Genomic DNA, 23,482 nt, shown 5'->3' on the forward strand with positions numbered 1-23,482 from the left:
GGGCGTTTACGGGTGTGCTAGCGCAGTGCCGCGCGAAGAGCCAGCGATAGGCGTGCGCCCGCGAAGGCACTATCCTCCCGAGGTGGCGTTCGCTCCTGGAACGCCGGACGGAGGAAGTGTCGCGTGAGTCTTTTCCGCACGAAGTCGGTGGAGCAATCCATCGCCGATACCGATGAGCCGGAGTTCCGGCTGAAGAAGTCCCTGAGCGCTCTCGACCTCACGGTCTTCGGCGTCGGCGTCGTCATCGGCGCCGGTATCTTCACGCTCACCGGACGCGCCGCGCACGAAGTCGCCGGCCCCGCGATCGTCCTCAGTTTCGTCGTGGCCGCCATCGCCTGCGGACTCGCGGCGATGTGTTACGCCGAGTTCGCGTCGACCGTGCCCGTGTCGGGGTCGGCGTACACCTTCTCCTACGCGTCGCTCGGCGAGCTGTTCGCCTGGATCATCGGATGGGACCTGATCCTGGAGATGTTCCTCGGGGCGAGCGTCGTCGCGCAGGGATGGAGCGCGTATCTCGGCGCCTTCCTCGGACAGCTCGGGATCGTCCTGCCCCCCGAGGTCTCCTACGGCGGGGTGATCGACCTTCCCGCGGTGCTGCTCGTCCTGGTGCTCGGCGGTCTCATGACCGTCGGCATCAAGGAGTCGCTGCGCGTCAACCTGGTGCTCGTGGCCGTGAAGCTCTTCATCGTCCTGTTCGTGATCATCGCCGGTCTGATGTTCATCAACCCCGCGAACTACCAGCCGTTCGTCCCCGCGAGCGAGCCGACCGAGGCCGCTTCGGGCCTCACGCAGCCCCTGCTGCAGTTCCTCTCGGGGCTCGAGCCGGCGACCTTCGGCGTGGGAGGCATCCTGGCGGGGGCCGCACTGGTGTTCTTCGCGTACATCGGCTTCGACGTCGTCGCGACCACCGCCGAGGAGACGAAGAAGCCGCAGCGCGACATGCCGATCGGCATCATCGCGTCGCTCGTGATCTGCACGATCCTCTACTGCGCCGTCGCCCTCGTCGTGACGGGCATGGTGTCGTACCGCGACCTCGATCCCGCGGCCGCTCTCGCGAACGCCTTCGTCTACCACGGGCAGGGATGGATGGCGACGGTGATCTCCGCCGGTGCGGTCGCCGGTCTCACCACGGTCGTGCTGACCCTTCTCATCGGCGCGACCCGCATCATTTTCGCCATGTCGCGCGACGGTCTGCTCCCCCAGCGTCTCGCGAAGGTGCACCCCCGCTTCCGCACCCCGTGGGTGATCTCGATCGTCGTGACGCTCATCGTGGCGGTCGTCGCCGGCGTCACGCCGGTGGGGGTGCTCGAGGAGATGGTCAACATCGGGACGCTGTCGGCCTTCGTCCTCGTCTCGGTGGGCGTGATCGTCCTCCGGCGCACGCGCCCCGATCTGAAGCGCGGATTCCGCGTGCCCCTGAACCCGGTGCTTCCGATCCTGTCGGCCCTGATCTGCACGTACCTGATGCTCAACCTGTCGGTCGAGACCTGGCTGCGGTTCCTGATCTGGCTCGCGCTGGGCTTCGTGGTCTACTTCGCGTACTCGCGCCGTCACGCGCGCGTCGGCACGGGAGACCTGCTCGACCCGTCGGTGCCGCGGGTGGTCGGTCCGCCGAAGCAGTAACCCTCGGACACCGGATGCCGCGCCCCCACGCCGGGGCGCGGCATCCGTCGTCTCAGCCCGCCGGGAAACGCTGGACGCCGAGGACTCCGAGCAGGCGGATCTTCTCCTCCGCCTCGCTGCGCGGCTCCGGGGTCAGCACCAGCAGCGCCTGAGCGCGGTCCTCGGTGAACAGCACCTGGCAGTCGACCTCGATGTCGCCGAGTTCGGGATGCACGAGCACCTTGTGATCGGCGAAGCGCTGGGCGACCTCCTGGCGCTCCCACAGCGCGCGGAACTCTTCACTGCGGGGCAGCAACTCGGCGACGAGCTCGCCCGCGGTCGAGCAGGGGCCGAGCAGACCGTAGGCGGCACGGAGACCCGCCACGATTGCCCTGCTCTGGCGTTCACGGTCGTGAGCGGGGTAGATCTCGCGGTCCCCGCACGGCGGCACGAACCACCGCCACGCCTCGAACCGCGCCCATCCGCGCGCGCCGACGTGGTCGCCCAGCAGCGCGATGCCGAGTGCGTTCTGCGCCAGCGTCTCACCGAGGTGGGAGATGATCAGGGCCGGAGTGTCCGACAGGCGCGCGAAGACGCGCTGCAGCGCCGGCGAGACGTGATCGGCGCGCCCGAGCCGATCGGGCACGGCGTGACCGGCGAGACGGAAGAGGTAGTCGCGTTCGTCGCGACTCAGGCGCAGTGCCCGCGCGAGCGCGGCGAGCACGGTCGTGCTCGGCTGCGGACCCCGCTGCTGCTCGAGGCGCGTGTAGTAGTCGACCGACATCGCGGCCGCGGCGGCCACCTCTTCGCGCCGCAGACCCGCCGTCCGACGCCGCGCGCCCTCCGTCATGCCGATGTCGCCGGGTCGCAGCGCCTCCCGCCGCGCGCGGAGGAAGTCGGCCATGCCACTTCGGTCCATGCCTCCATCCTGCGCGCACAGTGGCTCGGCATCCAGGGATCGACGGTCCCCCGATCGAGGGAACCTGGATGCCACTCGGCCCCCGAGCCGAGACTGACGACATGAACATCACCGGAAACACCGTCTTCATCCCCGGGGCCACGAGCGGGATCGGCCTCGCCCTCGCGGAGCGACTGGTCGCCGCCGGCAACACCGTCATCGTCGGCGGACGCCGGCAGGAGCGGCTCGATGAGATCGCCCGCACCCACCCGGGCGTCGACACCGTCCGCATCGACACGGCCGACGCGGCATCCATCTCGGAGGTGACGCGCGAGGTGATCTCGCGGCATCCGGGGCTGAACACGCTCATCGCGATGGCGGGCGTCATGCGCGTGGAGGACTGGCGGGAGGGATCCGCCGTCCTCGCGACCGCCGAGGAGACCGTGACGACGAACGTGCTCGGCCCGCTCCGCCTCATCGCCGCCCTCCTCCCCCACCTGCAGCGGCAGCAGGAGGCCACGATCATGACGGTGTCGTCCGGGCTGGCGTTCGTCCCCCTGCGGGCGACCCCGACCTACAACGCGACGAAGGCCGCCATCCACATGTTCAGCGAGTCCCTGCGGCTGCAACTCGAGGGCACGTCCGTGGCGGTGGTCGAGCTGGAGCCGCCGTCCGTCGCGACCGACCTGCTCCCCGGTCAGCGGGAGAGCTCGTTCGCCATGCCGCTGGAGGAGTTCGCCGACGAGGTCATGGCGATCCTCCGCGAGCAGCCGGACGCCACCGAGATCCAGGTCGAACGAGTCGGGTTCCTCCGGCACGCCGAGGCGCGCGGCGACTACGCCGAGACGGTCCGGGCGCTCAACGCCGCCGACCCCCACTGACCTCGCGGCATCCCCCGGGCCGGGGACTGTCACGTCCGTCCCCTAGGGTGAAGGGAAACGACGATCATGGTCCGGGGGGCTTCATGGGGATCGCACGCACATGGGTCTTCCCGATCCTGCGCCTGCTTCTGGTGGCGGTCATCGCCGTCGCGCTGATCAAACTGGCCTTCTTCCCGGACGGCCCGGCCGAGGCCGACCCGGCTCAACCGACCGGGACGATCGTCGAGCCGCGCGTGCCCGTGACATCGGGCACGATCACCAACGACGTCGTGATCACGGCGACGGTGTCGGCCGATCCCGCGGTGCCTCTGAGATCGACCGCCGGCGGGACCGTCAACAAGATCTTCGTCTCCCAGGGAGCCACCGTCTCGGCGGGCGACGTGATCTTCAACGTCAAGGTCCCGATCGAACGCGACCCGGCCGACAGCGTGGATGCCGAGGGCAACCCGAAGCCGGCGATCTTCCGCTACGAAGATGTCGTGGCGCCCATCGCGGGGACCCTGAGTTCCCTGTCCGTCATCGCAGGGCAGGAGCTCACCGTCGGAGCGGCCGCCGGGAACGTCGCTCCCCCGTCGTTCTCCGTCTCGGGCAACCTCGAGCCGGCGCAGCAGTACCGCCTCCTCAACCGCCCCGGCGACGCGTCGGTCACGATCACCGGGGGTCCGGCGGCTTTCACCTGCACGAACCTGCGCATCACGACTCCTCTCGCCGGCAGCTCGACGGACGAGTCCGCGTCGTCGGCGGGCGGCGGCGGCGCGGGATCCGGCTCGACGACGGGTTCGGGCACGACGGCGACGTGCGCGGTGCCGGGTGACGTCACCGTCTTCGCAGGCCTCGCGGCGGAGATGACGATCTCGGGCGGCAGCGCCGAGAACGTGCTCGTGGTCCCCACCACCGCCGTCCGCGGTGCGGCGCAGAGCGGCACCGTCTGGGTGTCGACCCCGGACGGCGCAGCCGAGGAGCGCGCGGTGGCCCTCGGCCTCACCGACGGGACTCAGGTACAGATCACCGACGGGCTCACCGAGGGCGAAGAGGTCCTCGAGTTCGCCCCGGGCGCGATGGCGACGACTCCGGACGGGTGCACCGCGTACCCCGACGGGTCGATGTTCTGCGAATCGGCTCTGCAGCCGTGAGCCTGCTGGAACTGCGCGAGGTCACTCGCACGGTCCTCCCGCCGGACCAGCCGGCGCTGACGATCCTGTCGGGCGTCGACCTCACCATCGAACCGCGCGATCACGTGTCGATCGTCGGCCGTTCGGGCTCGGGGAAGTCCACCCTCCTGAATCTCCTCGGGCTTCTCGACCTGCCCACCAGCGGCGAGATCACGTTCGATGACGCACCCGTCCGCCGCCTGTCGACGGCGCGCCGCGACCGGCTGCGGGGCGCGGCGATCGGGTTCGTCTTCCAGCAGTTCAACCTGCTGCAGGGGCGGACCGCCCTCGAGAACGTCACGATGCCGTTGCTGTACTCCAGCGGCCGAACGTTCTGGCGGCGCACGAAGATCGCCGCCGACATGCTCGACCTCGTCGGTCTCGGACACCGCCTCCACAGCATGCCCGACCGCCTGTCCGGCGGCGAGCAGCAGCGCGTCGCGATCGCGCGGTCGCTCGTGCGCGGGCCCCGGCTGATCCTCGCCGACGAACCCACCGGCGCCCTCGACCTCGACACGGGTCAGAGCGTGATGGAGCTCATCGACGAGGTCGCCGAGCGCACGGGAGCCGCCCAGGTCGTCATCACGCACGACCCGATGATCGCGCGCCGCGCCCGCCGGCATTTCCGCCTCGATCGCGGCATCCTCACCCCTGTCGACGACCCGACGCTCGAACCGCGCACGCGCCGCGAGGTCCGCGAGATGGCACCCGCCGAGGCCGCCGACGTCGAGACCGATGTCGACGCCGTCGTCGGGGAAGCCGGCTGATGCGCGCGGTGTCGAGCCTCGTCGGCTCGCTTCTCGAAGCGTGGCAGGAGGTGCGGGTCCACCGCACCCGCGTGCTGCTGTCGCTCATCGGGGTCGCCGTCGCGGTGTGCTCGCTCACGACCGTCGTCGCCCTCGGCGCGATCGTCCAGCAGGCTAACCAGGAGATGAGCGAACGGCAGAGCGGCCGCCCGGCGAGCCTGAACGTCTCGGCATTCCGAAACGACGGCGAGATCGATCCGACGCGAATGGATGCCGCGTGGAACGACGTCGTGCAGCGCTACGGGATCTCGTTCGCGACACGCGCGCAGCAGACGTCGCAGATGGTCCCGTTCGTCAGCGGGGTCGCCCAGGTCGCGACACAGGCGGTCGATCAGCCGTACGGCGAAATGCACCGCGTGCGGATGCTCGAGGGCGAGTGGTTCACCCCGACGGATGCCGAGCAGCTGGCGCCGCGACTCATCGTCAACGAGGTGTTCTGGGACCGGATGGGCCGCCCCGATCTGTCCACCCACCCCGTCGTGGCGCTCGGCGGTCAGGCGGTGCCCGGCGCGGCATCCGGGATCCCGCCGGGAGGGACGACCGCGGTCGTCGTGGGGGTCACGCCCTCGTCGACCTGGGACACCGAACCCTCGATGTTCATGCTCGCGGACCAGGCGGAGGCGGTGCAGGCGGCCGCGATCGGGCGCAGCGGGGCCGACGCGGCTGCGAGCTCACCGTACGGCGGGGCGCCGCAGTCGCAGTACGAGATGTGGGTGCCGCCCGAGCTGGCCGACCAGCTCGCGACGCTCGTCACGCGCGACCTCACGGCGGCCCTCGGCGACGGCACTCAGGTGAATGTGAGCCGTCAGGACTGGGCCACCTACGGCGACGACCCGTTCCTGGTGACCAAGATGGTCGTGATCGGCATCGCCGTGCTCGTCCTGCTCCTCGGCGCCCTCGGGCTGGTGAACATCGCGCTCGTGACGGTCAAGCAGCGCGTGCGCGAAATCGGTATCCGACGCAGTTTCGGCGCCACCGCGGGGCGGGTGTTCTTCGCGGTGATGATGGAGAGCGTCGTCGCCACGGTCGTGGCCGGAGCCGCGGGGGTGATGGCATCCATCCTCATCGTGCAATCGCCATGGCTGCGTGACCTCATCGGGCAGGGCATGGTGAGCGACTTCCCGCCCTTCCCCGTGGATGCCGCGATCACCGGACTGGCGGCGGCGACCGCCGTCGGAGCGCTCGCGGGTCTGCTGCCCGCGCTCGTCGCGGTGCGGGTGAAGGTCATCGACGCGATCCGGTACTGAACTCCCACCGGCTGGCGCGACGCTCGTTGCGCCTGGGCGACCCCCAAAAATCATCCGCCCAGGCGCAACGGGCCTGAGCACACGGTACTGAGACGCGAGTCCGATGTCCAGTTTTGGAATGCCAAGTTCCAAGTATCGAGATTGTGATGTTGAATATCGGAATGAGTTCTTCAGGGTGGGGCGCCCCCGGGCGCAGCAGCAGACAGTCGGCGGACGAGACGCGACAAGCGGCTCTGACGACCGCGCTGTCCATGCTGACGCAGTCGGGACTGACCGTCAGCCTGGAGCACTTGAGCATCGAGGACCTCATCCGGACGGCGGGTCTCCCCCGCAGCACCTTCTACCGGCTCTGGCCCGCCAAGGAACGGTTCTTCGCCGACCTGCTGGTCGAGTTGGCGACATCGTCGGAGTCGCACGACGCGATGTTCTATCCCGGGACGCAGGTGGCAGCCAACGACGTCATCACTGCCAACCAGCATCTGCTCGTGTCCCACGAGGGGCGCGTGGCGGTCCTGCGCGAGGCCGTCCGGGTCGCCGGTCGCATGAACTTCGAGCACTTCAGCGAGTCGGTGGGCTGGCGCACGCACGTGACGCTCGTCACATCGGCGAGCAGCCTCGCCGACGAGGACACGCGCTCGCGTCTGGTCCAAGCCTTGCAGCAGACCGAGAACATGTTCATCGCGCGCACCGCGGAGTTCTACGGCGCGGCCTTGAGCGGACTCGGATTCTCCTTCCTCCCCGGCGCTTCCGCGGAGCTGCTCGCCGGGCTCGGTGCCGCTGTCGTGGAAGGCCTCGCCCAGCGGCGTCTCGTGAACCCCGATCTGGCCGACACCATCATCACGAAGCCGGGCCTCGACGGAGAACCCGTCGAATGGCACCCCGCCGCGCTCGGCTTCTGGGGCATCCTCGAGGGCCTCGTCGACCTCGAGCCGCACGAGAGCTGAGGCGATCGACGACCGCCCTCACCGCCGGGTGCGCGTGTCACTCCGGACCCTGAGGCGACGGTCGAGGGGCTCGCGAGGTGAACACCGGGGTGAGCGCGCGGGGCCGCGAGCAGCGAGCCCCTAGGTTCGGGCTGTCCACCCGAAGGAGTCCCGTGTCGATCTCGCCCTCCCCCGCAGCCGCAGTCGCACCCGCGTTCCAGAGCCGTCGTCGACCCGAACGACGTCGCGTGCTGCAGCTCATCCTCGGCGTCGTCGTCTACGCGGTCTCGCAGGTGGCGATGACGGCCGGCGCCGTGCTGGTGTTCGGGCTGATGAGCTCGGGCGACGCGAGTGCCACGGTCGGCGAGATCCTCGCCGCCGCCGGTCCCGCGGCACCCACGGGGTTCCTCGTGGGTGCCGCGGTCAGCGTGCTCGGGTTCTTCCTCGTCGTGCGGTTCGTGTCCCGCCGCCGTGTCGCGGAGTTCTCCCTCCCCGGGGCGGGCCGCGAGTTCGGCTGGGGGCTGCTCATCGGTGTCGGCATCGTGGCTGCGGCCGTCGGCATCCTGGCCCTGCTGACGGTCTACCGCGTCGTGAGCGTCCAGGTGGGCCTGGGCATCGTGACGGGCCTGATGTTCGGGATCGGTCCGGCCGTGATGGAGGAGATCTTCTTCCGCGGATTCCTGCTGCGGATCCTGGATGACTGGGTGGGCTCGTGGGGCGCGCTGATCGTCGTGAGCGTCCTGTTCGCGCTCGTGCACGCGCTCAGCTCCCCCGCCGGCCCGATCGCGGCTCTGTTCGTCCTCATCTCGGCGAGCCTCGCGCTCAACATGGCGTGGTTCCTCACGCGGCGCCTGTGGATGCCGATCGCCCTCCACCTCGGCCTCAACGCCGCGCAGGGTGCGCTGTTCGGTCTGCACGTCTCCGGCAACGCCACCGGACAGGGCCTGTTCACCGCCGACCTCGTCGGACCCGATCTGCTCACCGGAGGCGCGGTGGGCGGCGAGGGTTCGCTGCCGTTCCTCCTGGTGGCCCTCGGCGTGGGGATCGTGCTGACGGTGGTCGCGGTGCGGCGCGGTGTGATGCTCCCCCGCGTGCGGCGCTGATCGAGGGATTGCCCCCTACGACGAGGGCCCCGGATGCCGTGGCATCCGGGGCCCCGCGGGGACCAGTCCTCAGTCGGTCGGCGCGCCCTTCGACGCCGCGAGCTCGCGACCGTACGTCACCGCGTCCCCCTCGGCCTTGAGCTTGAGCGCCAGAGCGGTGTCGGCGAACGCGTCGAGCGCCGGGTTGACCCCGACGAGCGTGAACGGACGCTCGACGACACGGAGGTCGAGCCCCCAGACGTCCTCGAGCACGCGGCGCAGCCAGCCGGTCGAGTGGTCCCAGCCCTCCTTGGGCGTCCCGGGTGCGTAGTTGCCGCCGAGCACCGTCACCAGCGTCGCGGGCTTGCCCTGCAGCGCCGTGCCCTGCGGGTCGATGCGGGGGTCGGTGTACGCGAGGTCGAACCAGGTCTTGAAGTGCTGCGAGACGCCGTAGTTGTACAGCGGGACGGCGAACAGCAGCGCCTCGGCGCCGATGAGCTCGTCGGCGAACGTCGTCGCGAGGGCCTGCGCCTCGCGCTGGCCCGCGGTTCGCTCCTCATCCGCGACGAATTTCGCCGTGACGGCGTCGGCCCACGCGGTCGCCGGAACCGGTGCGGTGGCGAGATCGCGCCGCGTCACGCCCGAGTCGGGGTGCGCGTCGACCCATTCCTGCTCGACGAGATCGGCGAGCGACCGGCTCGCGCTCGAGGCGGGGAGGATGCTGGCATCCAGGCGGAACAGGGACATGGGTCTCCAATCAGAAAGTGAGAGCCACTCTGTAAAACAGAGCGACTAGCCAGACTGTAGCACGGGTAGGCTGGAGGGGTGACGGAAAGTCCGGATGCCGAGATCAGCGCCTGCGATGCCGCGGTGACGCTCGCCTTCTCGGTGCTCGGCAAGCGCTGGAACGGCATGATCCTGTCGTCGCTCGGCGCGGGCGCGACGACCTTCGTCGGTCTCCGCCGCGCCGTCTCCGGGATCAGCGACGCCGTGCTCTCCGACCGCCTCGCGGAGCTCGCGGCGACCGGCCTCACCGTCCGCACGGTCGACGCCGGCCCGCCCGTCTCGGTGTCCTACGACCTGACCGACGCGGGGCGTCGCGTGCTGCCCGTGCTGGATCAGCTCGGCGCCTGGGCACGGGAGAACCTGGCGCCGGCAGAGCGCTGACCCTCCCCGGGAACGAGAACGGCGCCCCTCCCGAAGGAGAGGCGCCGCACGTTGTTCGGTGGACCTGAGGGGATTCGAACCCCTGACCTCCTCGATGCGAACGAGGCGCGCTACCAACTGCGCCACAGGCCCGGACAACTCCACAACACTATCACGCACCCCTCGCCCCGACCGACCGGGGCGGTCTCCCGGGCGTGCCGCGCCGAGTGCTTACTGACCCGACGCGCGACGCTGCAGCAGCTGGCGCACGTGGTCTTCGATCTCGGAGTCATCGACGTAGCCCATCGCCGCGTACGGCGATGCGGCGGCGGGGCGGGCGACCTCGATCGGCGTCGGGGCCTGCGCCTCGGCGATCTCGCGGGCGACCTGCTCGCGTGCGGCGGCGCGCAGAGCCTCGCGGGCGAGCTGCTCCTCGACGACCGCCGCAGCGCGCGAGCCGGCCGAGGCGACGAGCGGACGCGGGAGCTCCCGCGGCGTCCACGTCGGGCGGGGCGCTGGGGCGACCGCACCGAAATCCTGCACCTCGACCGCTCCGCGCTCCACCGCGATCGCGACCGGTCGGGCGGACGCCCGAGCCGCGATGCGCGACAACCGCTGCAGCACGACGAGGGCGAGCACGACGGCCACTCCTCCGGCGATGAGCAGCACCGGGGCCGCTCCGAGGTACACCTGGATGCCACCGACCACCGCGGCCGCGAGGCCCAGGCCCGCGAAGGTCGTCGTGGCGAGACGGAAACGACGACGTGCACGGGCGCGGCGGAGTTCGGGACGGGCGACGGCGGCCGCACGTTCGGCGTGTGCGCGTTCCACGGCGGCGGCCTGCTCGGCACGCGTCTTCTCGAGGGCGGCGGCACGCTCGGCCTTCGCGACCTCGACGGCGGCTGCGCGCTCGGCGCGGGCCAACTCGAGAGCGGCCGCGCGCTGCTCCTTCACGAGATCGCGGTCACGGGCCGCTTCCAGGCGGGCGACCGCCAGCCGGGCCTTCGCCTCGGCGAGATCCGTCTGCGCCTTGTGCGCCTGCACCTGACGTGCGATCTTCTGCTGCTGGTGGGCCGTGCGAGCGGTGAGCTCGAGGTGGACCTCACGCGGCGTCTCCGCGGTTTCCGCGAGAACACGCAGCGCCTGGTTCAGACGCACCGCGTTGCGCTCCGCCGACGTGAAACGGTGACGGCTCTGCCACGACGGGAGCAGATACACCAACCACAGCGCGACCGCGACGAAGACGATCACCCCGCCGCCGAGAACCTGTCCACCCATGGCACAACGGTAGGTCACGACGAGGTCACACCTCGGCATCCGTCCGCGTGTCGCGCCCGCGGATCGCTACAGCCGGTCGCCCGGCGGTACCTGGGCCGCACCCGGCGGCACCTGACCCCGCTCCCAGCGGTCGAGGACGCCGTGCGGCACCTCCTCGCGCACGAGGGCGAACGCGTAGTGGTCGCGCCAATCGCCGTCGATGTGGATGTATCGGCGGCGGAGACCTTCGTAGCGGAAACCGAGCTTCTCGACCACGCGCAGGCTCGCGTGGTTCTCGGGCCGGATGCAGATCTCGACGCGGTGGAGGTTCAGCTCGGTGAAGCACACGTCGGTCGCCAACGCAACGCTGACCGTCGTGATGTTGCGACCGGCGAACTCCTCCGCCACCCAGTACCCGATCGTCGCCGAAGCCAGCGATCCGCGGGACACGCCCCACACGTTGAGCTGGCCGGCGACCTCGTCGTCCCACTCCATGACGAAGGGGACGCCGAGGCCGTCGCGGTACTGCTGGAGAAGGCGCCGGATACCCAGGCGCATGTCGAACGAGACGGGCCCGTCGGGGCTCGTCGCCTCCCACGGCCGCAGCCACGAGCGGTTGTCGATCAGCTGCTGCTGGAGGACGCGCGCGTCGCGGTTGCGAATGAGACGGATCGACACCTCGCCGTGCCGTCGTGGGACGGAGAGATCCATGGCATCCCGTCGGGTCAGAGACCCGCCGCGAACTCCTTGAACCACGGACGCAGGGCCGGCCCCAGGTCTTCGCGGTCGGAAGCGAGCTGGACGATGGCCTTGATGTAGTCGACGCGGTCGCCCGTGTCGTAGCGACGCCCACGGAAGACGACGCCGTACACGCCGCCGCCGTCGCCGCCGCCGTTCGCGAGCTCTTCGAGCGCGTCGGTCAGCTGGATCTCGCCACCCTTGCCGGGCTGGGTGTGCTCGAGGATGCCGAACACGTCGGGGCCGAGGACGTAGCGGCCGATGATGGCGAGGTTCGAGGGGGCGTCCTCGGCCTTGGGCTTCTCGACGAGCTGCGTCACCTTGACGACACCGTCGTCTTCGGTGGGCTCGACCGCCGCGACACCGTAGAGGTGGATGTGCTCGGGGTCGACCTCCATGAGGGCGATCACCGTGGCGTTGCGCTTGGTGTACTCGGCGAGCATCTGCTCGAGCAGCGGGTCGCGCTCGTCGATGAGGTCGTCGCCGAGGAGGACGGCGAAGGGGTGGTCGCCGACGTGGCTGCGGGCACGGAGAACGGCGTGACCGAGACCCTTCGGCTCGCCCTGGCGGACCATGTGAACGTCGGCGAGGTCGGACGAGTGCTCGACCTTGGCGAGCTTGTCGTGGTCGCCCTTCTCGCGCAGCTTCGACTCGAGCTCCGGCATCGAGTCGAAGTGATTGGCGATGTTGTTCTTGTTGCGGCCGATGATGATGAGGACGTCATCGATGCCGGCCGCCGTGGCCTCTTCGACCACGTACTGGATGGCGGGCTTGTCGACGACCGGAAGCATCTCCTTCGGCATGGCCTTGGTGGCCGGAAGGAAGCGAGTACCGAGTCCAGCGGCCGGGATCACGGCCTTGAAGGGCTTGTTAGGCATGCGCATACCCTACTGGTGACATGCGACAGCGCTGTTACCGATTGCGCACGCACGTACACTTACTGCATGCCCGACAGCATCGAGCAGGCCAAGCGCGCTCTGCGTGCGGATCTGCGCGAACGACGCCAGACCGTCTCCGCCCACGGGCGCGAGGTCGCCGAGGCCGGCGTCAAAGAGCAACTCGACGCCCTCGTCGAGCACCTGGGCGCGCGCAGCATCTCGTGCTTCCTGTCGACGACGACCGAACCCGGCACGCACGCCTTCGTGGCCGGCGCGGTGGCCCGTGGCATCCGGGTGCTGCTCCCCATCACGCGCGAAGACGGCCTGCTTGACTGGGCGGTGGCCACCCCCGACGCCCAGATCGCCGAGGGGCTGTTCGGACTCCCCGAGCCCGTCGGCGACGTCCTCGGCCCGATCGCCGTCAACGACGTCGACCTCCTCGTCATCCCGGCGGCCGCCGTCGACCGTCGCGGGATGCGTCTCGGCTGGGGCCGCGGTTACTTCGACAAGACCATCGGGTCGATGGAGAAGTGCCCGCCCGTGTACGCCGTGATCTTCGATTCCGAGTTCGTCGACGACGTCCCGCGCGATGTGCACGACCAGCCCGTCTCGGGCATCGTGACCCCCACGCGCACGGTCGCGATCGACCGCTCCGCAGCCTGAACACCCGAAGGAACGCCAATGCCCACCTACGCCTATGCCTGCAAGCAGTGCGGTCACCGCTTCGACGCGGTCCAGTCCTTCTCGGACGCCGCCCTCACCGAATGCCCCGAATGCGGCGGTGAGCTGCGCAAGCAGTACGGCTCGATCGGCGTGACGTTCAACGGCTCGGGCTTCTACCGCACCGACTCCCGCGGGTCGAATGCGTCGTCCTCCGGCGCGGCATCCGGCACCTCGGGGGGATCTTCGACATCATCGACCTCTGAGTCGACGAAGACCGCGTCCACCCCGGCATCCTGACTTCGCCGAATCCTGCGACGCGGCGGAAAGGGAGCCACGTCGTGATCCAGGGATTCAAGGAGTTCATCCTCCGCGGAAACGTCATCGACCTCGCGGTGGCGGTCGTCATCGGAGCCGCGTTCACCGCGGTCGTCAACGCCATCGTCAGTGCGATCATCAACCCGCTGGTCGAGATCTTCTACGTGCCTGACGAGAACGGTCAGCTCGGACCGAGCATCACCGGGCTCTACGGCCAGACGGTCACCTTCCCGCTCGGCACCCTGATCACGGCCGTGATCAGCTTCTTCGCCGTCGCGCTGGTGGTGTACTTCGTCTTCGTCTTCCCGATGAACCGCTGGAAGGCGCGCGCGGCGGCCCGCGTCGGCGTGGTCGAGAACGCCGACGAGCCGAAGCTCCCCACCGAGCAGGAACTGCTCGTGCAGATCCGCGACCTGCTGGAGCGTCAGCCCCGCGCCTGAGTCGGCGCACCCTCACCGAGAAACGCTTCTCGCGGCGGGAAACGGCACGTCACGCCGTTTCCCACCGCGGGAAGCGTTTCTCGCATGCGGGCGGCGAGCGCGGGCGGCGGCGGCGACCGTAGCCGGCACGCCCCGGCGGCGGCGTCCGTAGGCGTGGTCCCCGCCGGCGCCGGTGTCAGTAGTGCGGCGGGACGTCGCGCAGCAGCTGCGCGTCGTTGGGACCGGATGCCGCGGGCGCGGCGGGGCGCTCCCGGGTGGTGTCGTCCCCGGGCACCGGTTCCGGGCTCGTGCCGGGTGCGGGGAGCAGACGTGCGCGCCGCGCACCCCGCACGCGGACGATCGGCTGCCGGATCTCGGCCGAAGCTGGCGCAGCCGTGTCCGGCACGTCGGGATCGGTGGCATCCGGGGTCGGGGCCACCGCACTCACCCGTTCAGGTCGAGGGGTTCGGTGGTCGTGCCAGGGGCGGCGGAGTCGTCCGGGGCGGCGCCGAGGAGCTCTGCGATCCGGGATGCCACACCCGCGGGGTCGCTGTACAGGTCGAACGCGTGGACGCGCACATAGTGCCAGCCCAGGCGACGAAGGATCTGCGGGCGCAGACGCAGGGTCTCGCGCAGCGACTCCCCGATCGTCTCGGGGTCGCTCTCCGCCACCACGGCCTTGCCGCCATAGCGGGCGACCAGGGGCAGCAGGCCGCGGTAGTCGAGGTCGACCTCGATGCCGAGACGTCGCAGCTCGCGGGCGAGCGCACGGGTGAGCGGATCCGCCAGATCCTCCAGACGCGCGTCGCGACCGCGCCCGGCCAGGTTGCCGAGGATCCCCATGAGGGTCGCGGCGCCGTGCTCGAGGCGGCCGTCGTCGAACGCCGACGGACGGATCGACGAGACGATCACCATGGACCGACGGGCACGCGTCATCCCGACGGTGAGGAGCCGCTCGCCGTCCGGGGTCGAGAGGTCGCCGAAGTCGCTCAGCACGCGGCCGTGGCGCGTGAGCCCGAAGCCGAGCGAGAACACGACGCGGTCGCGGCTCTCGGCCACGGACTCCTCGAGCGTCAGCACGGCGAAAGGCTCGGCGGCATCCCGCGAGACGAACGCGGCGACATCGGAACGCCCGGCGAGTGCCGCCTCCACCGCCGCGCGGACACGCTCGGCGTGCCTGCGGCTAGCGGTGACTACCATGAGCGACTCGGAGGCGCGGTTCACCGCGTGCTCGACCACCAGGGTCACCACGCGGGCGACCTCGGCATCCGGGCTCTCCACGGCGCCGCTGACCGGGTCGGGCGCGCCGACGCCGTTCTCGACGTAGTCGACGCTCAGACTGCCGCGACCCAGGAACGAGCCGGCCCACGGCAACGACACGATCTCGCCGCCATAGAACGCGTCGTTGACGAGCTGCGCGAGGTCTTCGCCGCCCGCGCGGTAGCTGCGGGTCAGCGTCTCGACGGGCAGCAGCTCGGCGATCCGCTCGAACACCGACACCCCGTCGAATGGAACGTCGTCGGCCTCGTCGTCCACGGCCGGCGCGAGCGACGCGCTGACCCGGAACGGCGTGGGCTTCTGCACGACGGGGTCGCCGAACAGCACGACCTGGCGGGCCCGGAGGAGCGCCGGCGCCGCCTCCGCGAGACACAGGGCCGCGGCATCCGCGATGATCACCGCGTCGAAAGCGAGATCGATCGGGACGTCGGGAACCTCGTACGGGGATGCCAACCACACCGGCGCGAGCGTGCGGAGCAGCGTGGGCGCGGCATCCGAGATCTCCTGCGCGGTGTGCAGGCCGTCCTTGAGCGAGCTCTTCAGCGCTGCCGCTTCGTCGGGATGATCGACGATGCCGATGCGCCACTGCTTCGCGAGTTCGGCCGCAAGAACCGGACCGGCCGCCGCCGCGTGCGCCTCGTCGACGAGTCGGAAGTCGCGCTCGAGGCGATCGACCACCGTGGTGTTCGCGCCCAGGAGCGCGCGATCCGTGCGCAGGAGGTGTTCGAGCGCCGACTGCCACCACGCGAACTCGAGCTCGTCGCCGACCCGGTCCTCCGGAACGTGGCGCACCGACAGCTCCACGAGGAGCTGCTCGAGTCCGAGCCGGGCGAGTTCACCGCGCAGCTGCGCGCGCTCGACGAGGTTGTCGAAGAACGTCGATTCGGCTGCGAGACCGGCGAGCGTGCGCACGAGGACCTGGACCGGGAGCGTCGCGAGCCGGTCGGAGCCCTGGCGGCCGAGGATCTGGTCGAGCTCGCCCAGCATCGCATCCACCCGCTGCCAGCCGACGTGGACGTCAGCGAGTCCGAGCGGCACCTCGGGTGTGACTCCCGCGTCGACGACGCGCTGCCACTCGGTGCGCTGCTGCTGGATGCGCACGAGCGCCTCGTACATGTCGGGTACGTGGACGCCGGGCCGCACGTACTCCTTCGACAGTCGCTTGAGGCGACGACGGTTGGGGCCACTCATCGCCGAGGAGTCGCGGCGCGGCGAGTGCGCGTCGATGAGCTCCGCGAGCGGACGCTCGAACACGGTCGGGCTGAAGCGATCGAGCGACTCGCGGATCCCCTGCAGCAGCTTGAGGTAGGCGCCGAGCTCGGAGACGGTCTGGAACGGACGCATCCGCGTCTGCGCGATGAGCTCGTACCCACGCTCGAGGAGGCGCGGGACGTCCTGCGCGTGCAGCTTGCCGGCCAGGTCGTGCGCGGCACGGGCGTCTTCGGTCCGCGTGAAGCTCACGCCGTACCAGGGCGAGTCGTCGGGGCCGAAGCGGAACTCGCCCAGCCGCGCCGCGGTGGCCAGGGCCTTCGCGGCCGCGTCGCGCCGACCGGCGAGCCGCTCCAGGGTGGCGAGATCGAATCGCGCCGACGTGGAGGGAGCCGGGGAAAGGGATGCCAACGCGGTCAGGGCCCGGAGCACGTCGAGTGTCGACACGCCCAGCGCCAGGTGCGGCTCGGTGACGGCGGACCGGTAGTCGCGCAGCACCGCGCGCAGGCGCACGAGCGCGTCGTCGATCTCGGAGACCTTGGGCTGCTCGGCCTTCTCGTTGCGACCGATCGCACGGATGAGGTCGCGGCGCACGTGGGTCGGAGACACCGCAAGGCCCGTCAGACCGACACCGGCGAGGCGGTGACGGATGCCGTCGAGCGTGGAGCGGCGCGCACTGACCACCAGCACGCGCTTGCCGGCGTGCACGCACTGGCCGATCGCGTTGATGACCGTCTGGGTGCCGCCCGTACCGGGAAGCGTGTGGACCGCGAGCGAGTGACCGGCGGCGATCCGGGCGAGGACGCGTTCCTGCTCGGCATCCGCGTCGAGAAGAAGGGTGTCGGCCGCGGGGGTGCGCTCGTCGGGGCTCGTGACCACCGGATCGGCGCGACGGACCGTGATCCGGGCACGATCGTCGGGGTGCCCGGCGAGGGCGTTGAGCAGCGGATCGTCGAGGTGCTCCGCGGCGCGCGCCATGCCGGAGCCGACGTCGGCGAACGACGAGATGACCAGGCGCGGGTGCACCACGAACGTCGGGACGTGCGTCGTCAGCCGGCGAAGGTGGTCGATGACCGGCTGCGGCTTGAAGACGCCCTGGTCGTACGCGAGGCCCGCGAGGGCCGTGCTGTCGACCGAGATACCGAGATGCGTGCGGAAGGCGCGCGCCAATTCGGGGTTCATCACGAAGGCGCCGTGCAGCTTGAGCTCGAAGTCGCCGTTGTGGCGGCGGATGGCGAGCGGCCGCAGCAGCACGGGGGCCGACCACTCCACTCCCCCGATCTTCCACGCGGCGAGCCCCACGGCCAGGTGCACCGGCTCGAGACCGCGCGCGGTGCGCAGTTCGACGTTCTTCGCCGTGATGCGCTCGGCGGCGATCCGCGCGGTGCGCAACGCCACCTCGTCGCGGAAGAGGTTGGAGAGCAGAGTGGCGCGACCGGTGATGAACTGCGGCAGGGAGCCGGGGTGCGCCTTGGTGATGTCGATCCCCGCGTCGACCGCGTCGTCGAACCGCAGGAGCGTGGAACGACCGCCGAGGGCGGCCGCTTCCGTGCGGATGCGGTCGCGTTCGGGGTCGGCGACGTGACGAACCACGATGCCGGGCTCCGACAGTCGCAGCTCGCCCGGATCGATCGACGTCGGAACGTCGCCTTCGGCGCCCGTCACGACGCCGTCCTCAGCTCGCCACACACCTGCCAGACTAAGCCGGGCACCCGCAGAAGGCGCGCAGCGGGCCCGAGTTTCGCGGGATTGCGCGACACGCCGCGCGGATCGGCGGTTCCTCCCCCGACGGAGAAATCGGCGGACCGTCCACCGATCTGACTCGGAGCCCGGCGCGGTCTCGGGCGCGTGATGAGGATGAGGGAATGAGCACAGCCACCAGCACCGTCTACGACGGCCCGTTCGCCCCGATCCTGCTGACCTTCGTCGACGACGCGCTCGTCCATCTCGACGTCGCGCACGACGGCGTCGACGTCGCCCGCGCCGAGATCGCGCACCGTCTCGGTGTCGTCCCCGACCCCGATCCCGCCCACGACGCGCTCGCACAGCTGGACGAGTACTTCGACGGGCGACGCCGGACCTTCGAGATCCCGCTCGACTGGCGTCTGGTGGGCGGCTTCACGCGCGCGGCGTTGCAGGCGACCCGACGTATCCCCTACGGCGAGGTCGCCTCGTACGGCGAGGTCGCGATCATGGCGGGCTCACCGGGTGCGGCGCGCGCGGTGGGCACGGCGTGCGCGAACACGCCGTTCTCGATCGTCGTGCCCGTCCATCGCGTCGTGCGTGCGGACGGCTCCATCGGCGAGTACGGCGGTCATCCCGAGGTGAAGCACTTCCTGCTCGACCTCGAGAACGGCGTCGCCGACAGATTGCGCGCCCCGGCGTAGGGAGCGCGAGGGCGCAGGCGGGCGGGGATTCGCACCCCGGCACCGACGTTCGCGCCCCGGCGTAGGGAGCGCGAGGGCGCGGGCGGGCGGGACTCGCGCCTCGGCACCGACGGTCGCGCCCCGGACCGGTGTCGCTTGGACGTCGCCGGCGGTTGCGGCACGGATCGGGTCTCGCTTCGCGGCGCCGACGCGTCCCCGCCACCCCGGCCCGACACATGGCCGGACCCGGGCGGCGGAGAACACCGTCAGTGACTCGACGCCTTCTCGGCACCGAAGCCCGTGAGAGAACGAACGTCCATCTCGGCCGCCTTCCGCGGGTCCTCCTTGCGGGTCGAGGTGATCGAGCCGAGCCATCCGAGCAGGAACCCGAGCGGGATCGACACGATGCCCGGATTGTTCAGCGGCCAGATCGCGACTCCCGCGTTCGCGAAGACACTCGTCGGCGTGCCCCAGAACACCGGCGACAGGAAGATCAGCACCAGCGCCGACCCCAGTCCCCCGTACATGCTCCACACGGCACCGCGGGTGCTGAACCTCCGCCAGAAGAGCGAGTACAGGATCGTGGGCAGGTTCGCCGAGGCGGCGACGGCGAAGGCGAGCGCCACGAGGAACGCGACGTTCTGACCCTGCACGCCGATGCCACCCACGATGGCGAGGATGCCGATGACGACCACGGTCCGACGCGCGACCTTGACCTCGCCGTCCGGGGGGACGTTCCCCTTCTTCACGACGTTCGCGTAGATGTCGTGCGCGAACGACGCGGCCGCGGTGATCGTGAGACCCGCCACCACCGCCAGGATCGTCGCGAACGCCACCGCCGAAATGAACCCGAGCAGGATCGGGCCGCCCAGCGCGAGCGCGAGCAGCGGCGCCGCCGCATTCACGCCGCCGGGAGCCGCCAGGATCGCCTCCGGGCCGACCAGGGCACCGGCGCCGTAGCCGAGCACCAGAGTCAGGAGGTAGAACAGGCCGATCAGCCAGATCGCCCACACGACGGATCGGCGCGCCTCCTTGGCGGTCGGCACCGTGTAGAACCGCATGAGCACGTGCGGGAGACCCGCCGTTCCGAGCACGAGCGCGAGGGCGAGCGAGATGAAGTCCCACGGGTTCGCGCCGTACTGCAGGCCGGGTCCGAGGATCGCCTCTCCCTTCGGCGATGCCGCGACCGCGCTCTCGAGCAGCGTGTTCAGGTTGAACCCGTTGATCGCGAGCACCCAGATCGTCATGACGACGGCGCCGCCGATCAGGAGGAACGCCTTGACGATCTGCACCCAGGTGGTGCCCTTCATGCCGCCGATCAGCACGTAGACGATCATCAGGATGCCGACGACCGCGACGACGATCGACTGCCCCACGCGCTCGGTGATGCCGAGCAGCAGCGAGACGAGGCCGCCCGCCCCCGCCATCTGCGCGAGCAGATAGAAGAAGCACACCGCCAGCGTCGTGATCGCCGCGGCCATCCGGACGGGACGTTCCTTCAGGCGGAACGACAGCACGTCGGCCATCGTGAACTTGCCCGTGTTGCGCATGAGCTCGGCGACGAGCAGAAGCGCCACCAGCCACGCCACCAGGAAGCCCACCGAGTACAGGAACCCGTCGTATCCGTTGATCGCGATGGCCCCGCAGATTCCGAGGAACGACGCCGCCGAGAGGTAGTCGCCGGCGATGGCGAACCCGTTCTGCGGCCCGGTGAACGACCGCCCCGCCGCGTAGTAGTCCGCGGCGGTCTTGCTGTTGCGACTGGCGCGGATGACGATGAATAGTGTCACCGCCACGAACGCCCCGAAGATCGAGATGTTCAGGATCGGGTTGTTCTCGACCGTCTGCACGGCGGCGTGCACGGTACCGAAGACCTCGTTCACGATTCACCCCGCTCGGCGCGCTCGAGCTCTTCGCGTAGTTGCTCTGCCCCCGGGTCGAGGCGGCGGTTCGCGTAGGCGACGTAACCCATGGTGATCGCGAACGTCGTGACGAACTGTCCGAGCCCGAACACCAGACCCACCGTGACGGCGCCGAACACCGGCTGCGCCATGAAGTCCGGCGCGAACGACGACAGCAGCACGTACACGAAGTACCAGACGAGGAACGCCGCGGCCATGGGGAAGACGAAGCTGCGCTGACGCCTCTTCAGTTCCCGGAACGGGGCGGACTCCTCGACCGCGATGTAGTCGACGCCGCGCGGGGCGCCGTCGATCCTTCTATCCGTCATGTGGCCTCCTTGCCTCATGAGACCGGTGCCATGCGGCACCGGACGGGGGGAAAACACCGGGTCGGAGAACCTTCCCGATGGTAGGGTCGACGCTACGAAAGGCGGCGACGCAGCCGTCACCCCCGGAAGTAGGTAGTTCGTGGGAGCACCGGCCGCACTCCGTGACGACGCGACGCTCGTGTCGCACGCGGTGACCGAGCTCGCCCGCCGCACGCACTTCCCCGTCGCCTTCGGCGGTCTCGAGCACGACGGCGCCGTCCACGTCTCCACGATCGTCGGGGCGCGCACGCGCAGCATCGAGGGGCTCGTCGTCCACGCCGAGCGCGGCCTCGGTGGTCGGGCGCTCGTCGAACGGCGCCCACGGCTGGCCCTGGACTACCGCAACGCCCGCACCATCACCCATGACTACGACCGCGCGATCCTCGGCGAGGGCATCGCGACGCTGTTCGCCGTACCCGTGCTGGTCCGCGGCAGCGCCCGGGGCGTCCTGTACTGCGGCTCGTGGGCGCAGGCCCCGCTCGGTGAGCGCGAGGCGCGGCCGGCGTTCGACGTCGCCGGCGAGCTCGGTACGGAACTGCGCGTGCGCGACGAGGTCGACCGACGCCTCGCCGCCGCGACGCCCGGCGACGACGGCCTGAGCGCCGGCGCGCGGGAGGAGATCCGGCAGAGCTACGCCCAGCTCCGCAGCATCGCCGCGACGGTCCACGACGACGGCGTGCGCCGACGGCTGGAGGAACTCGAACAACGCCTCGCCGCACTCTCCGGCGATGTGTCGATCGACCCGGAGGGGGCCGGCATCCACCTCTCCCGCCGCGAGCTCGATGTGCTCTCCTGCGCTGCGGTGGGTGCCACCAACGGTGAGATCGCGGCATCCCTCGCCCTCCGCGAAACCACCGTGAAGTCGTATCTCGCATCCGCGATGTCCAAGCTGGATGCCTCGACCCGGCATGCCGCCGTCGCCCGGGCGCGCCGGGTCGGTCTGCTGCCGTGACGCGCTGAAGAAGCCCCTGGACGGTCCGTGGGTATCCCCTGGGAATGGCGCTGAGAGCTTGAGACGGGCTCGCATTCTCGGCATCGTGGCTGGCCCCTGACGTCGACACAGAAGGAGAGCCACATGCTGACGCTCACCGAAGAGGCCACCACCGCCGTCAAGACCATCGCCGCCCAGTTGCCCGATGCCGCCCAGGGCGGCGTGCGCATCGAGGGTGCCGGATCGCCCGATTCGCAGTTCCGCCTGTCGGTCGTCGACGGCCCCGAGCCCGAAGACGCCGTCGTGGAAAACTCCGGTGCGCGCGTCTTCCTCGACGCCGACGCCGCCCAGGTGCTGGATGACCGCGTGCTCGACGCGCAGGTCGACGGCCAGGGCTCCGTGCAGTTCGCGGTGACCGCCCAGGCCTGACGCCGTTCGACGATGCCCCGGCTGCGCGCCGGGGCATCGTCGTGTCCGGGGGCGGGTGCGTCCCCGCCACGGAGGCCGGGGCGTCCGCGAGGGAGGAGTGATCTGGTGCCCCCGACAGGATTCGAACCTGCGACGCCCGCGTTAGGAGTGCGGCGCTCTATCCCCTGAGCTACGGAGGCGGGACTGGCCTCCAGCCTACTGCGGGCCCGCCGGAGCTCCGGCGCGCAGGCGCTCGGCGAGCGCCTCGTCCCACTCCCCCGGCTCCGACAGCACTGCTTCGCGCACGTCCACGCCGTCGAGACCCACTGTCGCGACGCAGAGGAGAAGCGACTCGAGGACGACGTCGTCATGCGCGTCCCGCCGCAGCACCGACGCCGACGGGTCAGCCGTGGAAGCGGCGACCACGTCGAGCCACGGTCCCCACCATTCGTCGCCGGGCGCGATTCCCGCCCGGCGGAAGTCGTCGAGCCAGCGGCCGATCCGCGGCGTCGCCCGATCGTCGGGCGCGTGATGGGCGATCATGTGCGTGCCGGGGGCGAGCCGGGTGCGCCGGGCCGCGAGACCGTCCCATTCCACGACGGTGGCGCCGTCGGCATCCACCTCCACCAGGTTGAACCCGCGTGTGGGCGGATCCTGCGGGAGCATCCCCGCCACGGACTGCAGCGGGATGCCGCCCCGACTGACCACCTCCGCGTCGGAGCGTTGCGATATATCTTCGCGGTTCAGCAGCACCGCCAGGCGCCGGGCGGCCGGATCGATCGCGAGCCACGCCCCGCCGGCGCGGTCGTCGCGGACGCCGCGCACCCCGGGCTGTTCGGGCCACCAGGGTCCGAGACCCCGCCACGGACGATGCCGGTCCTCGTCACGGACGGCCAGGATCCGGACGGGCCGGCCGCTCTCGCTCGGGACGTCGACGACCACGGTGCACATTGCGTCCACGCTACCCGCGCGGGAACGCGTGCCGGGCGGTGCGGCGACCGTCACGGGGCGCCGC

At 70.6% G+C, this 23,482-nt stretch carries 24 protein-coding genes and 2 tRNA genes; 14 read left to right on the forward strand and 12 right to left on the reverse strand.

All coding sequences use genetic code 11. The features are described from left to right. Nucleotides 1-123 precede the first annotated feature (123 nt). Nucleotides 124-1,623, forward strand: a complete 1,500-nt coding sequence (locus tag CSIV_RS13895) for an amino acid permease (RefSeq protein WP_077051961.1) — start codon at nt 124-126, stop codon at nt 1,621-1,623. 52 nt (nt 1,624-1,675) lie between these two features. On the opposite strand, the gene CSIV_RS13900 is transcribed toward CSIV_RS13895, so the two are convergent. Then, a complete protein-coding gene (locus CSIV_RS13900) occupies nt 1,676-2,521 on the reverse strand; it encodes an MmyB family transcriptional regulator (RefSeq protein WP_077051962.1) in 846 nt (281 codons plus the stop codon). Nucleotides 2,522-2,622: 101 nt separating this feature from the next. Between CSIV_RS13900 and CSIV_RS13905 the strand changes: the two genes are divergently transcribed. The 6 genes from CSIV_RS13905 (at nt 2,623) to CSIV_RS13930 (ending at nt 8,611) form a co-directional block, all read left to right on the forward strand. Further along, on the forward strand, nt 2,623-3,381 hold the full coding sequence (locus CSIV_RS13905; RefSeq protein WP_077051963.1) for an SDR family oxidoreductase: 759 nt from the start codon (nt 2,623-2,625) through the stop codon (nt 3,379-3,381). An 83-nt stretch (nt 3,382-3,464) separates the two neighbouring features. Next, entirely contained in the window at nt 3,465-4,514 is a 1,050-nt protein-coding gene (locus CSIV_RS13910; protein ID WP_077051964.1) for an efflux RND transporter periplasmic adaptor subunit, read from the forward strand. Next, the gene (locus CSIV_RS13915) at nt 4,511-5,299 is read left to right on the forward strand and encodes an ABC transporter ATP-binding protein (protein ID WP_077051965.1); all 789 of its coding nucleotides are present in this window, start codon (nt 4,511-4,513) and stop codon (nt 5,297-5,299) included. Before CSIV_RS13910 ends, CSIV_RS13915 begins: the two co-directional genes overlap by 4 nt. After that, nucleotides 5,299-6,585 (forward strand): ABC transporter permease, encoded by a 1,287-nt coding sequence (locus CSIV_RS13920; protein ID WP_083735143.1) that lies wholly within the window; start codon nt 5,299-5,301, stop codon nt 6,583-6,585. The genes CSIV_RS13915 and CSIV_RS13920 overlap by 1 nt, the downstream gene beginning before the upstream one ends. Nucleotides 6,586-6,746: 161 nt before the next feature. After that, nucleotides 6,747-7,529, forward strand: coding sequence for a TetR/AcrR family transcriptional regulator (locus tag CSIV_RS13925; protein WP_139340714.1), 783 nt, complete (start codon nt 6,747-6,749; stop codon nt 7,527-7,529). 152 nt (nt 7,530-7,681) lie between these two features. Continuing rightward, on the forward strand, nt 7,682-8,611 hold the full coding sequence (locus CSIV_RS13930; RefSeq protein WP_139340715.1) for a CPBP family intramembrane glutamic endopeptidase: 930 nt from the start codon (nt 7,682-7,684) through the stop codon (nt 8,609-8,611). Between the two features lie 69 nt (nt 8,612-8,680). Here CSIV_RS13930 and CSIV_RS13935 read toward each other — a convergent pair whose 3' ends face one another. Next, nucleotides 8,681-9,337 (reverse strand): FMN-dependent NADH-azoreductase, encoded by a 657-nt coding sequence (locus tag CSIV_RS13935; RefSeq protein ID WP_077051967.1) that lies wholly within the window; start codon nt 9,335-9,337, stop codon nt 8,681-8,683. Between the two features lie 78 nt (nt 9,338-9,415). Here CSIV_RS13935 and CSIV_RS13940 point away from each other — a divergent pair, with 78 nt between their 5' ends. Continuing rightward, nucleotides 9,416-9,757: a winged helix-turn-helix transcriptional regulator gene (locus tag CSIV_RS13940; RefSeq protein WP_077051968.1), complete on the forward strand. Its 342-nt coding sequence runs from the start codon at nt 9,416-9,418 to the stop codon at nt 9,755-9,757. Nucleotides 9,758-9,816: 59 nt separating this feature from the next. On the opposite strand, the gene CSIV_RS13945 is transcribed toward CSIV_RS13940, so the two are convergent. The 4 genes from CSIV_RS13945 to galU all read right to left on the reverse strand — a co-directional run bounded on the left by CSIV_RS13945 (nt 9,817) and on the right by galU (nt 12,609). Next, a tRNA-Ala gene (locus tag CSIV_RS13945) sits at nt 9,817-9,889 on the reverse strand. Between the two features lie 78 nt (nt 9,890-9,967). Further along, the gene (locus tag CSIV_RS13950) at nt 9,968-11,014 is read right to left on the reverse strand and encodes a hypothetical protein (protein ID WP_077051969.1); all 1,047 of its coding nucleotides are present in this window, start codon (nt 11,012-11,014) and stop codon (nt 9,968-9,970) included. 66 nt (nt 11,015-11,080) lie between these two features. Then, nucleotides 11,081-11,704 (reverse strand): GNAT family N-acetyltransferase, encoded by a 624-nt coding sequence (locus CSIV_RS13955; protein WP_077051970.1) that lies wholly within the window; start codon nt 11,702-11,704, stop codon nt 11,081-11,083. A 14-nt stretch (nt 11,705-11,718) separates the two neighbouring features. Continuing rightward, nucleotides 11,719-12,609, reverse strand: coding sequence for a UTP--glucose-1-phosphate uridylyltransferase GalU (gene galU, locus CSIV_RS13960; RefSeq protein WP_077051971.1), 891 nt, complete (start codon nt 12,607-12,609; stop codon nt 11,719-11,721). 66 nt (nt 12,610-12,675) lie between these two features. Between galU and CSIV_RS13965 the strand changes: the two genes are divergently transcribed. From CSIV_RS13965 to mscL, 3 genes are read left to right on the forward strand one after another with little or no spacing between them, the layout of a single operon-like run. Beyond that, nucleotides 12,676-13,272: a 5-formyltetrahydrofolate cyclo-ligase gene (locus CSIV_RS13965; protein WP_077051972.1), complete on the forward strand. Its 597-nt coding sequence runs from the start codon at nt 12,676-12,678 to the stop codon at nt 13,270-13,272. A gap of 18 nt (nt 13,273-13,290) precedes the next feature. Then, nucleotides 13,291-13,569: an FmdB family zinc ribbon protein gene (locus CSIV_RS13970; protein WP_077051973.1), complete on the forward strand. Its 279-nt coding sequence runs from the start codon at nt 13,291-13,293 to the stop codon at nt 13,567-13,569. A gap of 41 nt (nt 13,570-13,610) precedes the next feature. Continuing rightward, nucleotides 13,611-14,027 (forward strand): large conductance mechanosensitive channel protein MscL, encoded by a 417-nt coding sequence (gene mscL / locus CSIV_RS13975; protein ID WP_077051974.1) that lies wholly within the window; start codon nt 13,611-13,613, stop codon nt 14,025-14,027. Nucleotides 14,028-14,202: 175 nt separating this feature from the next. On the opposite strand, the gene CSIV_RS13980 is transcribed toward mscL, so the two are convergent. Then, the gene (locus CSIV_RS13980) at nt 14,203-14,445 is read right to left on the reverse strand and encodes a hypothetical protein (protein WP_202400971.1); all 243 of its coding nucleotides are present in this window, start codon (nt 14,443-14,445) and stop codon (nt 14,203-14,205) included. A gap of 5 nt (nt 14,446-14,450) precedes the next feature. Beyond that, nucleotides 14,451-18,158, reverse strand: coding sequence for an AAA family ATPase (locus CSIV_RS13985; protein ID WP_077051975.1), 3,708 nt, complete (start codon nt 18,156-18,158; stop codon nt 14,451-14,453). Between the two features lie 200 nt (nt 18,159-18,358). On the opposite strand from CSIV_RS13985, the gene CSIV_RS13990 reads away from it, so the two are divergent. After that, nucleotides 18,359-18,880, forward strand: coding sequence for a methylated-DNA--[protein]-cysteine S-methyltransferase (locus CSIV_RS13990; protein WP_077051976.1), 522 nt, complete (start codon nt 18,359-18,361; stop codon nt 18,878-18,880). Between the two features lie 245 nt (nt 18,881-19,125). Here CSIV_RS13990 and CSIV_RS13995 read toward each other — a convergent pair whose 3' ends face one another. Further along, complete coding sequence (locus CSIV_RS13995) at nt 19,126-20,742, reverse strand: solute symporter family protein (RefSeq protein ID WP_077051977.1); 1,617 nt, start codon at nt 20,740-20,742, stop codon at nt 19,126-19,128. After that, nucleotides 20,739-21,089: a DUF485 domain-containing protein gene (locus tag CSIV_RS14000; RefSeq protein WP_175627620.1), complete on the reverse strand. Its 351-nt coding sequence runs from the start codon at nt 21,087-21,089 to the stop codon at nt 20,739-20,741. The genes CSIV_RS13995 and CSIV_RS14000 overlap by 4 nt, the downstream gene beginning before the upstream one ends. 139 nt (nt 21,090-21,228) lie before the next feature. Between CSIV_RS14000 and CSIV_RS14005 the strand changes: the two genes are divergently transcribed. Together CSIV_RS14005 and CSIV_RS14010 are read left to right on the forward strand one after the other, a co-directional pair. After that, the gene (locus CSIV_RS14005) at nt 21,229-22,080 is read left to right on the forward strand and encodes a helix-turn-helix transcriptional regulator (protein ID WP_077051978.1); all 852 of its coding nucleotides are present in this window, start codon (nt 21,229-21,231) and stop codon (nt 22,078-22,080) included. A gap of 123 nt (nt 22,081-22,203) precedes the next feature. Beyond that, a complete protein-coding gene (locus tag CSIV_RS14010) occupies nt 22,204-22,488 on the forward strand; it encodes a Fe-S cluster assembly protein HesB (RefSeq protein WP_077051979.1) in 285 nt (94 codons plus the stop codon). Nucleotides 22,489-22,591: 103 nt separating this feature from the next. On the opposite strand, the gene CSIV_RS14015 is transcribed toward CSIV_RS14010, so the two are convergent. Continuing rightward, a tRNA-Arg gene (locus CSIV_RS14015) sits at nt 22,592-22,667 on the reverse strand. A 16-nt stretch (nt 22,668-22,683) separates the two neighbouring features. Further along, complete coding sequence (locus tag CSIV_RS14020; protein WP_077051980.1) at nt 22,684-23,418, reverse strand: NRDE family protein; 735 nt, start codon at nt 23,416-23,418, stop codon at nt 22,684-22,686. Nucleotides 23,419-23,482: the final 64 nt, after the last annotated feature.

This window comes from Microbacterium sp. CSI-V (assembly GCF_001984105.1).
Lineage (GTDB): Bacteria > Actinomycetota > Actinomycetes > Actinomycetales > Microbacteriaceae > Microbacterium.

Bases quoted from the DNA above. Each gene is read 5' to 3' on its own strand.
- CSIV_RS13900 (WP_077051962.1), bottom strand. From the start codon at position 2,521: ATGGACCGAAGTGGCATGGCCGACTTCCTCCGCGCGCGGCGGGAGGCG.
- CSIV_RS13905 (WP_077051963.1), top strand. From the start codon at position 2,623: ATGAACATCACCGGAAACACCGTCTTCATCCCCGGGGCCACGAGCGGG.
- CSIV_RS13910 (WP_077051964.1), top strand. From the start codon at position 3,465: ATGGGGATCGCACGCACATGGGTCTTCCCGATCCTGCGCCTGCTTCTG.
- CSIV_RS13920 (WP_083735143.1), top strand. From the start codon at position 5,299: ATGCGCGCGGTGTCGAGCCTCGTCGGCTCGCTTCTCGAAGCGTGGCAG.
- CSIV_RS13925 (WP_139340714.1), top strand. From the start codon at position 6,747: ATGAGTTCTTCAGGGTGGGGCGCCCCCGGGCGCAGCAGCAGACAGTCG.
- CSIV_RS13935 (WP_077051967.1), bottom strand. From the start codon at position 9,337: ATGTCCCTGTTCCGCCTGGATGCCAGCATCCTCCCCGCCTCGAGCGCG.
- CSIV_RS13950 (WP_077051969.1), bottom strand. From the start codon at position 11,014: ATGGGTGGACAGGTTCTCGGCGGCGGGGTGATCGTCTTCGTCGCGGTC.
- CSIV_RS13955 (WP_077051970.1), bottom strand. From the start codon at position 11,704: ATGGATCTCTCCGTCCCACGACGGCACGGCGAGGTGTCGATCCGTCTC.
- galU (WP_077051971.1), bottom strand. From the start codon at position 12,609: ATGCCTAACAAGCCCTTCAAGGCCGTGATCCCGGCCGCTGGACTCGGT.
- CSIV_RS13965 (WP_077051972.1), top strand. From the start codon at position 12,676: ATGCCCGACAGCATCGAGCAGGCCAAGCGCGCTCTGCGTGCGGATCTG.
- CSIV_RS13970 (WP_077051973.1), top strand. From the start codon at position 13,291: ATGCCCACCTACGCCTATGCCTGCAAGCAGTGCGGTCACCGCTTCGAC.
- CSIV_RS13990 (WP_077051976.1), top strand. From the start codon at position 18,359: ATGAGCACAGCCACCAGCACCGTCTACGACGGCCCGTTCGCCCCGATC.
- CSIV_RS14000 (WP_175627620.1), bottom strand. From the start codon at position 21,089: ATGACGGATAGAAGGATCGACGGCGCCCCGCGCGGCGTCGACTACATC.
- CSIV_RS14010 (WP_077051979.1), top strand. From the start codon at position 22,204: ATGCTGACGCTCACCGAAGAGGCCACCACCGCCGTCAAGACCATCGCC.
- CSIV_RS14020 (WP_077051980.1), bottom strand. From the start codon at position 23,418: ATGTGCACCGTGGTCGTCGACGTCCCGAGCGAGAGCGGCCGGCCCGTC.